Here is a 14882-nt window from a genome sequence, read left to right on the forward strand (position 1 = left end):
CATGTGCCCAGCCGAACATCCCCCGCCCAGGAAATCTGGTTCCTCACCGGCAGCCAAGGCCTGTACGGGGAGGAGACGCTGAAGCAGGTCGCCGACCAGTCGCGGCAGATCGCCGCCGCGCTGGCCGACGCCTCCGGCATTCCCGCGCGCGTGGCGTGGAAGCCGGTACTGACCGACGCCGACGCCATCCGCCGGATATGCCTCGACGCGAACGCCGACGACCGGTGCATCGGGCTCATCGCCTGGATGCACACCTTCTCGCCGGCCAAGATGTGGATCGCCGGACTGGACGCGCTGCGCAAACCGTTGCTGCACCTCCACACCCAGTCGAACGTGGCCTTGCCCTGGGCCACCATCGACATGGACTTCATGAACCTCAACCAAGCAGCCCACGGAGACCGCGAGTTCGGGCACATCCAGGCCCGTCTCGGCGTACCCCGCAAGACCGTGGCCGGCCACGTCACCGATCCGGTCACGACCGCACGCGTCGCGATCTGGGCGCGGGCGGCCGCCGCACGATCCGAACTGGCCACCCTCAAGGTCGCCCGCTTCGGGGACAACATGCGCGACGTGGCCGTCACCGAGGGCGACAAGGTCGAGGCCCAGCTGCGCTTCGGCGTCTCCGTCAACACCTACGGCGTCAACGACCTGGTGGAGGTCGTCGACAGTGCCGACGAGACGGAGGTGGTTTCCCTCGTCAAGGAGTACGAGGACCTGTACGACCTGGCGCCGGAACTTCGACCGGGTGGCGAACGGCACGACTCGCTGCGTTATGCGGCCCGCATCGAGGCCGGCCTGTGCGCCTTCCTCGAGAACGGTGGCTTCGGGGCCTTCACCACCAACTTCGAGGACTTGGGCGGACTGCGCCAGCTGCCCGGCCTCGCGGTCCAGCGGCTCATGGCCCAGGGGTACGGCTTCGGAGGAGAGGGCGACTGGAAGACCGCCGTCCTGCTGCGCGCCCTCAAAGCGGCCGCCGCCGGCCTCCTGGGCGGCACCTCCTTCATGGAGGACTACACCTACGACCTGACACCCGGCAACGAGCTCATCCTGGGCGCGCACATGCTGGAAGTCTGCCCCAGCATCGCGGCCGCCCGGCCCAGCTGCGAGATCCATCCCCTCGGCATCGGCGGGCGGGAAGACCCGGTGCGCCTGGTGTTCGACGCGGCCCCCGGGCCGGCCGTGGTGGTCGGGCTCGCCGACCTCGGTGACCGCTTCCGTCTGATCGCGAACGACATCGACGTGGTGGCACCCCCTCACCCGCTGCCCGCCCTGCCCGTCGCCCGCGCGGTCTGGCGGCCCCACCCCGACCTGCGGACCTCCACCGAATCCTGGCTGACGGCCGGAGGACCGCACCACACCGTCCTCAGCACCGCCCTCACCTCCGACCACCTCGACGACCTGGCGGAAATGCTCCGCCTGGAACTTGCCCTCATCGACGAGACCACCACCCCGAAGCAGTTCCGGCGCGATCTCCGCTGGAACCAGGCCTACCACCGGCTGGCACTGGGACTGTGAACCGGTGGTGACCGGAGCGGCCCGCCGCACCACGAACTCTGGTGCGGCGGGCCGCTCGACGGTCTCAGCTCTGTTGCAGGGGAAGTCAGGATGAACGCGGAGTCCGCCGACGCGAGTTCGAGCCGGTACGGAGGCAGGACACCGCGTCCCACAGCGGCGGTGCCGACGCCCTGGACGGCACGGTCGGTGTGAAGGTGGATCACCGGGCCCGGGACGAGATCGCCGTCGTGCCTGCGGCGTCGAGCTGCTGGTCGGTCCAGCGGCGCGCGGCGAAACGGAACGGCTCTTCGCCCACGACGCGCAGTCCGTTCCCGGCTCCGTCGGTACAGGTCACCCAGCGGAGGTCCGCGCGGTTTCCGTTCTCCTGGGGGCGCACGTAGTGCGTCTGCAGCTCCTCCACGGTCGCGTGGAAACGTCCGACGCGCACTGCCTGGCGCGAGTCGGGGTAGGCCTCGCCCGGTCCCGTGCCGAACCACTCCACCCGGGACCAGTCGGCGGGAACCTCCCAGTCCAGTCCGATGCGGACCAATGCGCGGGACCTGTCCCTGCGGACCAGCTCCTGGTATTCCTCCGGCGGGAGTACCGGGTCCACCATGGTGTCGTGGAAGTCGTCGCCTCGCTCGGGCCAGTGGCCGACGGGTTCGGCACGCACCCCGCAGGCGCAGGCTGTCGCCTTCGCTGTCCCAGCGGTAGGTGGTGAGGTAGCCGCAGCTGCCCGCGGCGGCGGCGCTGCGGACGACGACGGCCATGCCATGTGCGTCAGGGGTGACGGAGACGGTGCGGGTCCGCAGGCGGTCCGGTCCGCGGTCCTTCCAGTAGGCGGCGTCGCGCTGGGACCAGCCCGGTCGTTGTCGGTAGGGGCGCGCCAGAGGTTCAGCCGTGGTCCGCGCAGGGGGAGTTCGCCGGTGCCGACCAGGGCTCCGGTGGTCCGGTCGAAGCGGCCGGGGCCGAGCAGGATGTGCTCGCGCTCAGCGGCGGCGCCAGCCAGCTCTGGTCCGCCTACACCGACGGCACCCTGCGCTCCATGGGGAAGTGCCTCGACGCCCGCCGGCGGGGCACCCCCCAACGGCACCAAAGTGCAGATGTGGGCCTGCCACGGCGGCGCCAACCAGGTCTGGCAGCCCTACTACGGCGGCTACCGCAACCCCGCCTCCGGCTGCTGCCTCGACGACCCGGGCTTCTCCACGACCGACGGCACGCAGCTCCACTTGCGGGACTGTCACTGCGGCTCCCACCAGATGTGGACCACCTTGACCGCCGGATGACCCCGTTCCCAGGCCGACCGCCGACGCCCTGCGTCCCGGCCGGTCTGGGGCGCAGAGGAAGGCCGGTCAGTGGCGGAAGGGGCGCCGAGCCCGCGGCGCGCCCCTCGGAAGCCGAGCGGGAAGCTGGATCTGAAGATCTCTGTCGAAGCGCTTCGACGTCTCCACCAGCCCTGATGGCTTGACCAACAGGCCAGCGGTAGCCCCACGTGCGGCAGAGGCCCTTGTTTGATACGAAACTTGTCCGTTACTTTTTGTCACCTGAAGTGAAGCGCTTCGACACACCTGCGTCAGGGAAGGCCGTCGCCGAGCGCTGCTTCCAGCAGCTCTGACGCTTCGTCAGGGCACGACTCGACTCTTCCTACCCGAGGAACCGTCATGACGACTCGCAGCATCACCGACCGCCTGGGTGGCCTGGCCTTCGGCGGGGACTACAACCCCGAGCAGTGGGACGAGCCGGTCTGGAAGGAGGACGACGAGCTCATGCGCCGGGCCAGGGTCAACCTGGCCACGGTGGGCGTCTTCTCGTGGGCCCTGCTCGAACCGGATGAGGGACGCTACGACTTCACCTGGCTCGACGCCCACATCGACCGCCTGCACGCGAACGGCGTGGCCGTCGACCTGGCCACCCCGACCGCTTCACCGCCACCCTGGCTCACACTGGCGCACCCCGATGCGCTGGCGGTCCGGGCCGACGGCACCCGCCTCGTCCACGGCAGCCGCGACACGTACTGCCTCGCCTCCCCCGCCTACCGCAGCGCGGCCCGCAGGATCGCCTCCGCGCTCGCCGAGCGGTACGGCGACCACCCCGCCCTCGCCCTCTGGCACGTGCACAACGAGTACGGCACGCTCTGCTGGTGCGACCACGCGGCCGCCGCGTTCCGGGTGTGGCTGCGTGCGCGCCACGGTTCACTGGATGCCCTCAACGAGGCCTGGGGAACGGCTTTTTGGAGTCAGCGCTACACCTCCTGGGAGCAGGTGCTGCCGCCGCGCACGACGCAGTACCACAAGAACCCCGGCCAGACGGTGGACTTCCACCGCTTCTGGGGCGACGAGATCATCGCCGCGTACTGCGAACAGCGCGACGCGATCCGCGCGCACAGCGACCGCCCGGTGACGACGAACCTGATGCTGCCCTACTACCTGAGGCTCGACCTGTGGGCCTTCGCACGTGAACTCGACGTCGTCACCTCCGACCAGTATCCGTCCGAACCGGGCCTTGACTCCTCCGCCCACGTCGCCTTCTGCGCCGACCGCTCCCGCTCCCTGGCCGGCGGCCGCCCGTGGCTGCTGATGGAACAGGGAACCAGCACCCTCTACGACGGCGACCAGGTGCTAGGCAAGGAGCCCGGCGAGATCCTGCGCCACAGCCTCGGCCACATCGCGCGCGGTTCGGAGGGGGCCCTCTTCTTCCAGTGGCGCCAGTCCCGGGCCGGTGCCGAGACCTGGCACTCGGCGATGCTGCCGCACGCGGGTTCCGACAGCCGTATCTTCCGCGAGGTCACGCGGACCGGTGAGGCGGTCGCCCGGCTCGGCGAGCTGGCGGGATCCACTGTCACCGCGCCGGTCGCCGTACTCGACGACCCGGACGCCATGTGGGCGCTGGAGGTGGACGGCCTGCCCTCCGCCCGGCTGGACTACCACGCGCCGCTCGCCGCGGCGCACCGGGCGCTGTGGGACGCGGGCGTGACGGCCGACTTCGCCCACCCGGAGCACGAGTTGAGCGGCTACCGGCTGGTCATCGCCCCGTCCTTGTTCCTGCTGTCCGACAAAGGCGCCGAGAACCTGCGCCGCTACGTCGAGGACGGCGGCACGCTCCTCGTCCAGCACGCGAGCGGATTCGTAGACGACCGCATGCACGCCCGGCTGGGCGGCTATCCCGCGGGCCCGCTGCGCGAGGCGCTGGGCATCCGCGTCGAGGAGCACCGGCCGCTGCGGACAGGCGAACGCATCACCCTCTCGGACGGATCGCACGGCACGGTCTGGAGCGAGTCCCTTCGCACCGAGGGCGCGCAGACTCTCGCCACCTACACCCACGGCATGCTCACGGGCAGCCCCGCCCTCACCCGGCACCGCTCCGGGAGCGGACAGGGCTGGTACCTCTCCACCCGCCTGGACGACGCCGACTACGCCGCGCTGATTCGCCGGCTGCTGCCGGACGCCGGTGTCGAACCGGACGTGCCGGGCCTGCCGGCCGGTGTAGAAGCCGTCACCCGGCACGCACCCGACGGCCGCCGCTGGCAGGTCATGCTCAACCACACCGCCGAGGCCGTGCCCTTGCCGGAACCTGCCCACGACCTGCTCACCGATGCCCTCGCGCACGAACTGCCGCCCGGCGGTTGCGCGGTTCTGCGCGGGCACTGACCTCCATGGGGGCCACCATGACCAAGGAACAAGGGCCCCTTCCCCTGGGGGCACGAGACCCTTCACCTCGAGATCGCCCTCGATGCCGACGGCAGCCCGCGCCTGTGGCTGGTCCGGCGACCGCCTGATCGGGACCGATCTCGGCGGGCGTCTGCGCCACCGGAGCCACCGCGCGACCCGCGACGGGGACTGGCCTGAACCACCCCGCGCCCGCATCACGAATCGACGAGAGGACCCATCGGGTGCCCCCGCTGCGCCGGCCGGACGGACGCTCCGCCAACCCCGTGATCCCCGGCTTCCACCCCGACCCCAGCGTCTGCCGTGTCGGCAACGACTACTACCTGGCCTGCTCCAGCTTCGAGTACTTCCCCGGTGTACCCCTCTTCCACAGCCGCGACCTGGTGCACTGGACTCAGATCGGCAACGCCCTGGACCGGCCGGAGCAGCTGCGTCTGTCGGACGCATGGTCCTCCGGCGGGATCTACGCCCCCACCCTGCGCCACCACGACGGCCGCTTCTGGCTGATCGTCACCAACTGCAGCGAGGGCGGCGGCAATCTGATCGTCACGGCCACCGACCCCGCCGGACCGTGGTCGGACCCCATCTGGGCGCCGGGTGTCCCCGGCATCGATCCCGACCTGGTCTGGGACGAGGACGGCACTTGCCGGTGCACGGCCGCCGGGGGCTCGCAGGTCCGTATCGACCCCTCCACCGGGCGGACGTACGGAACACCGCACAGGGTCTGGTCCGGCGGGCCCGGCGCCAAGGCCCCGGAGGCGCCGCACCTGTACCGGATCGGCGACTACTGGTACCTACTCATCGCCGAGGGCGGCACCGAACGCGGCCACGCAGTGTCTGTCGCCCGCGGTCGTACGCCTGCCGGCCCGTTCGAGCCGTGCCCGGCCAACCCGGTCCTCACCCACCGCGGCACCGACCGCCCCGTCCAGAACACCGGGCACGCCGATCTGGTCCAAGGCCCCGACGGCTCCTGGTGGATGGTCCTGCTCGGCGTCCGACCGGGCGGCGGCACTCCCGGCTGGCACGTGCTCGGCCGGGAGACCTTCCTGACCCCCGTGACGTGGGTGGACGACTGGCCGGTCGTCGGCGAGGTCGCCCTGGACCTGCCCGAGCTCCCGTGGCCGCTCTCCCCCGGCCCCGTCGAGGAGCAGCGGGACGACTTCGACCTCGCCGAGCTGCGACCGTCCTGGATCTCCCTGCGCGACCGGCCCGCCGAACACTGCACCACGAAGGAGCGCCCCGGCTGGCTGACCCTCCGCGCGCGGGGCCGCTCCCTGGACGAACCCGACGCGGTGTTCACCGGCCGACGCCAGCAGCACCTCGCGTGCCGCGCACGGACCCTGACCGACCCCTCGGAAGGGCGCGGCGGCCTCGCCGTCCGGCTCGACGAGCAGCACCACTACGCGATCGAGGTGTCCGGCGCGGAGCTACGGGTCATCGCGCGCGTCGGCTCCCTGTGCACGGTCGTGGCCGCACGGTCCGTGGACGCCGGGCCGGTGGTCCTCGCCGTCACGATCACGCAGCCGTCTCCGCACGGACCGTGCACCGGACCCGACATCGTCTCCTTCGGCGTCGAGCAGCCCGACGGCACGTTCGCCGAGCTCGCGACCCTCGACGGCCGCTACCTGTCGACCGAGGTCGCCGGCGGCTTCACCGGCCGCGTCATCGGCATGTACGCCGCGGAAGGCACCGTCCACTTCGACTGGTTCGACTACGAGCCCCTCGACGGCTGAACCATGCCCCCTCTTCCCTCTGTGGGACCGACCGAAAGGCATGACATGAAGGACATACGGCACCCCGCGCAGCACCGGAGCCGGGGCCCGGGCCGCCTGGCCGTCCTGCTGCTGACGCTGGTCGTCATGTTGGGGCTGACCGGCGGTACCGCGCTGGCCGCGCCCGACGCCCACCGGAAGCCGTCGCGGCCGGTGGTCCGGGTTCCGGACAACCCCGTGGACGCCGTCGCACAGATGCAGCCCAGCTGGAACCTGGGCAACACCCTGGACGCCTTCCCGAACGAGTCGTCCTGGGGCAACGGACAGACCACCAAGGCGACGTTCGACACCATCGCCGCGCAGGGGTTCCGCAGCGTCCGCATCCCGGTGACCTGGACCGACCACCAGTCCACCACCGCGCCGTACACCATCGACGCCGCCTACATGGCCCGGGTCGAGCAGCTCGTCGACTGGGCGTTGGCCGACGGCCTGTACGTGGTGCTCAACGTCCACCACGACTCGTGGATGTGGGTCGAGAAGATCACGAGCGACCACGACAACGTGATGGCCCGGTTCAACTCCACCTGGTCCCAGATCTCCACGACCTTCCGTGACGCGCCGCGCACCCTGATCTTCGAGGGCATCAACGAGCCGAGCTTCGCCAACGCCACGGACGCGCAGAAGGTCTCCTACCTGAAGGAGTTGCAGACCTCGTTCCACTCCGTGGTCCGCGCTTCGGGCGGCGCGAACGCGAGCCGCATGCTGTCGCTGACCACGCCGGGCGGCAGTGGCGACCAGGTCCACCTGGACAACCTGTACGCCACGATCCTCGCGCTGAAGGACCGTCAGCTCATTGCGCAGGTGCACTTCTACAGCTGGTACCCGTTCAGCGTGAACGTCGCGGGCGGCACCCTGTACGACGCCGTCGCGCAGAAGCACCTGGAGGACTCCTTCGCCAACATGCACCGCACCTTCGTCGCCAAGGGCATCCCGCTCTATCTCGGCGAGTACGGTCTGCTCGATTACCCGAACCACTTCCACCCCTCCCGCGTCGAGCGGGGCGAGGCGCTGAAGTATTTCGAGCACGTGGGCTACGGGGCGCGCAAGTACGGCATCACCACCGCCCTCTGGGACCCGTTCGCCTACCTGAACCGAGAAACCCTGCAGTGGCGTGACCCGGTCCTGTTCGCCGCGATCAAGTCGAGCTGGACCACCCGTTCGGGCACGGCCTCGTTCGACAGGGTCTTCGTGCCGAAGTCCAACCCGGTCACGGCCAAGTCGCTCTCCCTGAACCTCAACGGCACCTACTTCCGCGGTGTGTGGCAGGGCGACACCAGGCTGATGGCGGGACGGGACTACACCGTCTCCGGCAACCAGCTGACCTTCACGGCCAGGGCGCTGACCCGCCTGGTCGGCAACCGCGCCTACGGCGTCAACGCGACGCTCCAGGCCCGGTTCACCAGCGGGCTGCCCTGGAACATCGACATCGTCACCAACGACGTTCCGACGGCGTCGGACGCCGTCGGCACCACCGACTCGTTCACCGTTCCCACCCAGTACCGGGGCAACGACCTGGCGACCACGCACGCCACGTACGCCGACGGCACCAACGCCGGCCCGACCGACTGGACCCCGTACCAGGAGTTCAACCGGGCCTTCTCGCCGGACTACCCGAACGGCACGATCATCCTGACCCCCGAGTTCCTCAACGCGCTCCGCGACGGGGAACCGGCGACGCTGATCTTCCACTTCTACAGCGGCGCCACCGTGACCTACCACGTCACCAAGTCCGGAAGCTCGGTCACCGGCACCGCCTCCTGACGCGCCGCGCCCTCGCCCTGGCCGCCCGCTCCCCCGGGGCGGCCAGGGCACCCCTGGAGGTTCGTCGAAGCGCTTCGACGAAGAGTTGGACATGCGTCCAGGCTGCCGCTAGGGTCGCCTTGCATCGCGCGACGCACACGAGAGCGCGCGGACTGTCGAAGCGTTTCACAAATCTGGGAGAGCTGGATGGCAACCCTCGTCGAGGTCGCCCGGCACGCCGGAGTGTCGGCGAGCACGGTGAGCTACGTCCTCAGCGGCAAGCGGTCCATCTCCGCGACCACCCGACTGCGGGTCGAGCAGAGCATCCGCGAGCTGGGATACCACCCGAACGCGGGCGCGCGGGCCCTGGCCAGCAGCAGGTCGAACATCATCGCGCTCATGGTTCCGCTGCGCACCGACATGTACGTGCCGGTGATGATGGAGATCGCCATCGCGGTCGCCACGACGGCCCGGACGCACGGGTACGACGTACTGCTACTGACCGGCGAGGAGGGTCCCGACGCCGTCCGCCGCGTCACCGGCAGCGGGCTCGCCGACGCGATGATCCTGATGGACGTCGAACTCGACGACGAGCGACTACCGCTGCTGCGCGGCACCGACCTGCCGTCCGTGCTGATCGGACTGCCCGCCGACACCTCAGGGCTGACCTGCGTCGACCTCGACTTCGAGGCCACCGGTGCGCTGTGCGTCGAGCACCTGGCGACGCTCGGCCACCGTGACATCGCCGTCGTCGGCGAGGCCCCCGCGGTCTACGAACGGCACACCGGCTTCGCCGAGCGCACCCTCGACGGACTCCGCTCCCGGGCACGGGAGTTGGGCATCAGGATGCTGCACCGGCCGTGCGGGGGCGGCTACGACGCCATGGCCGTCACCCTCGCCCGCATCCTCGACGAGCGCCCGGATACCTCCGGGTTCGTCGTACAGAACGAGCAGGCGGTCGAACCGCTACTCGCCCTGCTGCGTCGGCAGGGCCGCGCCGTGCCCGAGGACGTGTCGGTGGTCGCGATCTGCCCGGACCAGGTGGCCGTCCAGGCCTCGGTGCGGCTGACGTCGGTCTCCATCCCCGCGCAGGAGATGGGCCGGCAGGCCGTGGAGCGCCTGGTCGCCAAGCTCGACGGCCGCGGAACCGATGAAGTCGTGCTGATCGCACCGGAGTTGACGGTACGGGAGAGTACGGGGCCGGCACCCTCCGCCGCCTCCTGACCCGACAGCTCTTCTTCCGGCGTCCCGTGGAGAACCCGTACGCACTGCGGGCCGAGGCCGGTCCGCGCCCGGGTGAGGCGCAGGCCGGCCTCGGCCCTGATGTCAGGTCAGCCTGCGTTGACGGACAGGTGGTTGGTGGTGAAGTTCGGGCTTGACGTCCACGGTGCCGGAGTTGGAGTCGGTCGTCCGCAGGAAGGAGAGCACCTGGTTCGACCCGTTGGTGTTTTCGTTGAGTTGGGATACGACTTGATGCCGCCGGTGTTGGGATGGTCGGCCCAGACACCCCAACCGGTACCGGAGTCGGTCCAGAAGCACTGGCTGCCGGAACCGGAGCCCCAGATGTTGTTGTAGAGCTTGTAACCGTCCAGGCTGGTGTTGCCCCACTGGTCGCAGGAGTTCCAGACCGCCGCCGAAGCGGGGGCGGAGGCCAGGCCGACGGTGGCACCGAGAGCCATCGCCGGCGCCAACACCGCCGTGGTGATCTTGTGCATCGTGCTGGTGACCACGGTGTTCCTTCCATGGGTGGGGGGAATTGCGGTGGGGGGCTACCACGGCCCCTGGCGCAGGACGTGGTCCTCTCCGGCTACGAGATCGATCGGGTGCGCGTCACCGGAAGAAGTCTCGACTTCGATACGGACCGTGCGGGTCGGCTTCAGAACCGCCTTCGCCCTGCCGGGCTCCCAGGTCAGTTCGACCCCGGCGCCGAACCGCGTGCGGACGCCCGTGAGTCGGCCCGCCGGGAGGGACGGCGGCAACGCCGGCAGGAGGACCAGCCGGCGGGGAGTGGACTGGAGGAGCCCCTCGATCAGCACGGCGGGCAGGGTGTGCGCGGCGTCCGCGTTGTAGACGCCGCGGTTCGGGTAGTGCGCGCTCATCAGGGAGGCGTGGAAGAAGTCGCCGTCCAGGACCTGGCCGAGGGCGTAGGCGACGCGCTCGCCGTCCCGGAGCCGGGCCGCGATGAGCGCGTGGTGGAGATGGCCGTGCGCGGAGTCGTTCTCGGCGCCGCGCAGTTCGAGGGCGCGGTGGGCCGCGGCCGCCAATTCGGGGGTGTCGTAGGGGGTGATCTCCTCGAGCGGCCAGACACCGTAGAGGTGGCTGAGGTGGCGGTGGTCGTAGGAGTCCGCCAGACCCGGCCACGCCCATTCGGCCAGGGCTCCGTCCTCGTTGATCCGGTGCGGCGGGACCCGGTCGGCGAGGGCGCGCCAGCGGTCGGCGTCCGGGGTGTCGGGGTGGTAGTCGGCCGCGGTGCGCAGGGCGTGCCGGGCCGCCGAGAGGTCCATGGCGGCGTTGATCGTCACCCAGCTCGCTCCTGCGGGACGGTTCTCGGGCGAGTAGGAGGGGACGACGACGAACCGGCCTTTGCCGTCGGTTCGGGTGAGGAAGTCCTCGTAGAACAGGGCGACTTCGGCGAGGGCCGCGGCGGTGCGCGGGTCGCGGGCGCCGTACGTCTCGTCGTGGTGGACGAGGGGCCCCAGCAGCCAGTCGGCGCCCGCGGTCCACAGGTGCAGGGGGTACTCGCGGCTGAAGTGGTACGAGTGGCCGGACTCACCGTCCGTGTGGGCGGGGGCGACCACGCCACGGGTGCCGAAGACCGCGCGGGCGTTGTCGCGCCAGTCGGGCAGCTGGCTTTGGATCAGGGCGGCGTGGGCCTCGGTGACCTCGGGCAGATCGGCCGCCGCGGCGGAGGCGGTCTGGAGGTTGAGGTTGGCGTCGTTGGTGAACGCTCCCGACCAGGCCGTGTTCCAGTCGCCGGTCCACAGGCCGGTCAGGCGGGGCGGGAAGAGGCCGCTGGAGGACAGCAGGTGGTAGCGGCCGGCCGCGAACAGTCGTTCGAGCAGAGCGGGGTCACGCGGGCGCCTCAGCAGTTCCGAGCCCGGCAGGGCCCGTTCGGCCGGGTCGGCGGCGAGGTCGAGGGTGACGCGCTCGTAGGCGCGGCGGTGGAGGGAGGCGTGGCGGCCGAGGAGCTCGTTGTAGTCCGCGGGGAGGTCGCGCAGAGCGCGGTCTGCCGCGGTCACGTCCAGTTCGCCGGTGTGCCGCCGGACGCGCGTGAGCAGCAGCACGGACCGGGCTCCCTCGACGCGCGCGTACGGCGGGGCGAGGGTCGTCGTGCCTCCGGTGACGACGACGAGCGTGACGCCGGTGAAGGCGCGGTCGCCCTGCGGGTAGCGGGCGCGCAGGCTCAGCAGGGCGCCCTCGGGGGCCAGGACCGCGCCGTGGCCGACGCCGAGTCCGGCGGGGGCGCCGGGGAGCCGGTGGTCGAGGGAGACGTCGAGGGTGAGGCCCGGCTCCGTCACCTGCTGGACGATCACGTCGTCGGCGCGGGAGACGAAGACCCGGCTGCTCCAGCCAGCCGACACCGCCCGTACGACGCCCGTCGTGAAGTCGATGTCGCGGCGGTAGCCGCCACCCTCGCCGGCGGGCCGGGCCAGGCGGACCTGGAAGGCGGGATGGAAGGGCTGCGCCCACTGGTGCGGACGGCCGTCGGTGAAACCCTCCCCTGCGGTACGGTCGCCTGCCAGGAGGCGGTCCTGGAGCGCGGGGAGATCGGCGGCCAGCCGAGGCGGCCGTCGGTGCGCGCCGTGCCCGTTCGGTCGGACGAGCGTGTGATGCGTGACGACGACCCGCTCTGCGTCCGGATCGCCGAACACGAGGGCGCCGTGGTGGCCGTTGCCGCTCAGGAAGCCGTCCTCCCAGCGGGCGGCCGGACACGGCTCCCAGGTGCCGTGGACGGGGCCGTCGATCGCGGTCATGGCCGGAGCGCCGCCACTCCGTAGCGGCCGAGGGTCAACCGGTCGGTGACGGCCGTCCCCGTCAGGAGGTCGTGGTGGGTGCCGGGCACCTCGACGGTCACCGGCTCGCGGCCGTGGTTGAGCACGAACAGCGCCTCGCCGCGGCGGACGGCCTCGACCTGCTCGGGGAGGTCGTCGAGCACCGGCCGGACGCCCGCGTCGGAGGCGATCCGGGCCAGCAGGTCGCGCAGCGCTTCCGGCTCCGGGAGCGTGGAGACGTACCAGGCCCGGCCCTTGCGCAGGACGGCGGGCAGTCCGTCGAGCTCACCCCCTTCGTACGGCACGGTCTCCTCGGCGGTGCCGTCGGCCTCCAGCTCCTCGGACCACAAGGACGCGCTGAAGCCCTCGCAGGTAACGGTCTCCCCCGCGTCCAGCGGCCACCACTCGTGCACGGTGCGGATGCCGAACAGCCGGCGCAGCCGGGGATCCATACCGCCGGCGCGGACCCGGTCGTCCTGGTCGGCGACGCCGGTCTGGAAGCCGCAGACGAGGGTGCCGCCCCCGCGGACATGGGCGAGGAGATGGTCGATCGCCGCGTCGGTGAGCGCGTACAGCTGCGGCACGACGACCACGGCGTACGGCGTCAGGTCGTGCTCGGGGTGTGCGAAGTCGGTGGTGAGGTGCGCCTGCCAGAGAGCTCGGTGCCAGGCGCGCAGGATGTCCGGGTAGTCCACCTGGTCGGACGGGCGGCCGTCCTGGGCGCCGGCCCACCAGGCGTTCCAGTCGTGCAGGACCGCGATGTCCGCGGTGATGCTGCGCCCCGTCACCTCGGAGGCGATTCGCCGGAGCTCCGCGCCGAGCTGCTTGACTTCTTGGTAGGTCCGGCCCTCCTCCCCGGCATGGCTGACCATGCCGGAGTGGAACTTCTCCGCGCCCTGCCGGGATTGGCGCCACTGGAAGTAGCAGACGGCGTCGGCGCCCCGGGCCACGGCCTGCAGGGACCAGAGCCGGCCCAGTCCGCGGGGCTTGGGGTGGTTCACGCCCCGCCAGTTGACGGGCCCGGCGGCCTGCTCCATGAGCATCCACGGCCCGCGCGCCTGGGAGCGCGTCATGTCCTGGACGAGGGCGCCGCTCTGGGCGCCCAGCGGGTCGCGCGGGTCCGGGTAGATGTCGACGGAGACCACGTCCTCCTCCTCGGCCCAGCGCCAGGCGTCCTGCCCCACCCACAGCGGCATGAAGTTGCTGGTGACCGGCAGGTGCGGGGTGTGGCGGCGGACGATGTCCCGCTCGGCGGCGTAGCACTCGAGGAGCATGTCGGAGGTGAAGCGCCGGAAGTCCAGCACCTGGGTGGGGTTGCGCATGTAGTGGGGCAGGCGGGGCGGCAGGACGCCGTCCCAGGTGTCGTAGCCCTGGCTCCAGAAGGCGGTGCCCCAGGTCTCGTTGAGGGCGTCGAGGGTGCCGTACTTCTCGCGCAGCCAGCGGCGGAAGGCGGCCGCGGCCTCGTCGCCGTAGTCGAAGGTGCAGTACTCGTTGTTGATGTGCCACATCGTCAGCGCCGGGTGGCCGCCGTAGCGGGCGGCGAGGTCCTCGGTGATGGCGGCGGCGTAGCGCCGGTAGGTGGCGCTGGAGTGCGAGAAGTGCTGCCGGCCACCCCACCACTCGGTGCGGCCGTCCTCGGTGACGGGCAGGGTGTCCGGGTGCAGCCGGCCCATCCAGGGCGGGGGCGAGGAGGTCGGGGTGGCGAGGACGACGCCGATGCCGTTCTCGTGCATCAGGTCCATCAGGGTGTCCAGCCGACCGAACTCCCGGGCGGCGGGCCTCGGTTCCAGCATCGACCAGGAGAAGACACCGAGGGTGACCGAGTTGACCCCGGCCGCCTTCATCAGCCGGACGTCCTCGTGCCACGTCTCCTCGGGCCACTGCTCCGGGTTGTAGTCGCCGCCGAAGAGCAGACGGCCACGTGTCGCGTCGCTCAGGCCGGGCATCAGACGGGCTCCCCGTACTGCACGCCGCGGTGGAACAGCACACCGGTGATGCTCCCGGTGCCGTCCATGACGGCGTTGCGCCACCGGTAGCCGCTCCTCGCGACTGCCTCGGCAGCGGGAGCGGGAGCGGCGGCCCGGGCCTGCCCCGAAACCGTCGCCAGGGAGACGACTGCGGCGCCGGCGGAACCGGCCGGAACGGAGCGTCTGCTGAGGTGAAACGTGCTCATGACATACCTCGGTCTTCACGAAGGGGGAAGTCGAGCTGTGCACTGC

At 71.2% G+C, this 14882-nt stretch carries 9 protein-coding genes and 2 pseudogenes; 6 read left to right on the plus strand and 5 right to left on the minus strand.

The window, feature by feature from the left end; genetic code table 11:
• Window positions 1–3: 3 nt before the first annotated feature.
• Window positions 4–1515: an L-arabinose isomerase gene (gene araA / locus ACFWBY_RS11640; protein WP_385332822.1), complete on the plus strand. Its 1512-nt coding sequence runs from the start codon at window positions 4–6 to the stop codon at window positions 1513–1515.
• 199 nt (window positions 1516–1714) lie between these two features.
• Here araA and ACFWBY_RS11645 read toward each other — a convergent pair whose 3' ends face one another.
• A complete protein-coding gene (locus ACFWBY_RS11645) occupies window positions 1715–2167 on the minus strand; it encodes a hypothetical protein (protein WP_385335013.1) in 453 nt (150 codons plus the stop codon).
• Window positions 2168–2491: 324 nt separating this feature from the next.
• Between ACFWBY_RS11645 and ACFWBY_RS11650 the strand changes: the two are divergent.
• The 5 genes and pseudogenes from ACFWBY_RS11650 to ACFWBY_RS11670 form a co-directional block, all read left to right on the plus strand.
• Window positions 2492–2780 (plus strand): annotated as a pseudogene (locus tag ACFWBY_RS11650) (ricin-type beta-trefoil lectin domain protein); the annotation flags it as partial.
• A gap of 375 nt (window positions 2781–3155) precedes the next feature.
• Window positions 3156–5141, plus strand: a complete 1986-nt coding sequence (locus ACFWBY_RS11655; RefSeq protein ID WP_385335015.1) for a beta-galactosidase — start codon at window positions 3156–3158, stop codon at window positions 5139–5141.
• A gap of 242 nt (window positions 5142–5383) precedes the next feature.
• Window positions 5384–6892, plus strand: coding sequence for a glycoside hydrolase family 43 protein (locus tag ACFWBY_RS11660; protein WP_385335017.1), 1509 nt, complete (start codon window positions 5384–5386; stop codon window positions 6890–6892).
• Window positions 6893–6937: 45 nt separating this feature from the next.
• Window positions 6938–8692, plus strand: a complete 1755-nt coding sequence (locus ACFWBY_RS11665; protein ID WP_385335019.1) for a cellulase family glycosylhydrolase — start codon at window positions 6938–6940, stop codon at window positions 8690–8692.
• Between the two features lie 186 nt (window positions 8693–8878).
• Window positions 8879–9895: a LacI family DNA-binding transcriptional regulator gene (locus tag ACFWBY_RS11670; protein WP_385335021.1), complete on the plus strand. Its 1017-nt coding sequence runs from the start codon at window positions 8879–8881 to the stop codon at window positions 9893–9895.
• 224 nt (window positions 9896–10119) lie between these two features.
• Here ACFWBY_RS11670 and ACFWBY_RS11675 read toward each other — a convergent pair.
• The 4 genes and pseudogenes from ACFWBY_RS11675 to ACFWBY_RS11690 all read right to left on the minus strand — a co-directional run.
• Window positions 10120–10386: pseudogene (locus tag ACFWBY_RS11675) on the minus strand (hypothetical protein); the annotation flags it as partial.
• A 54-nt stretch (window positions 10387–10440) separates the two neighbouring features.
• A complete protein-coding gene (locus tag ACFWBY_RS11680) occupies window positions 10441–12645 on the minus strand; it encodes a glycoside hydrolase N-terminal domain-containing protein (RefSeq protein ID WP_385335023.1) in 2205 nt (734 codons plus the stop codon).
• Window positions 12642–14609 carry a beta-galactosidase gene (locus ACFWBY_RS11685; protein WP_385335025.1) on the minus strand — a complete coding sequence of 656 codons (1968 nt, stop codon included), beginning with the start codon at window positions 14607–14609 and terminating at the stop codon, window positions 12642–12644. The genes ACFWBY_RS11680 and ACFWBY_RS11685 overlap by 4 nt, the downstream gene beginning before the upstream one ends.
• Window positions 14609–14836, minus strand: coding sequence for a hypothetical protein (locus tag ACFWBY_RS11690; RefSeq protein WP_385335027.1), 228 nt, complete (start codon window positions 14834–14836; stop codon window positions 14609–14611). The genes ACFWBY_RS11685 and ACFWBY_RS11690 overlap by 1 nt, the downstream gene beginning before the upstream one ends.
• Window positions 14837–14882 lie beyond the last annotated feature (46 nt).

The organism is Streptomyces sp. NPDC060049, assembly GCF_042736715.1.
Taxonomy (GTDB): Bacteria; Actinomycetota; Actinomycetes; order Streptomycetales; family Streptomycetaceae; genus Streptomyces.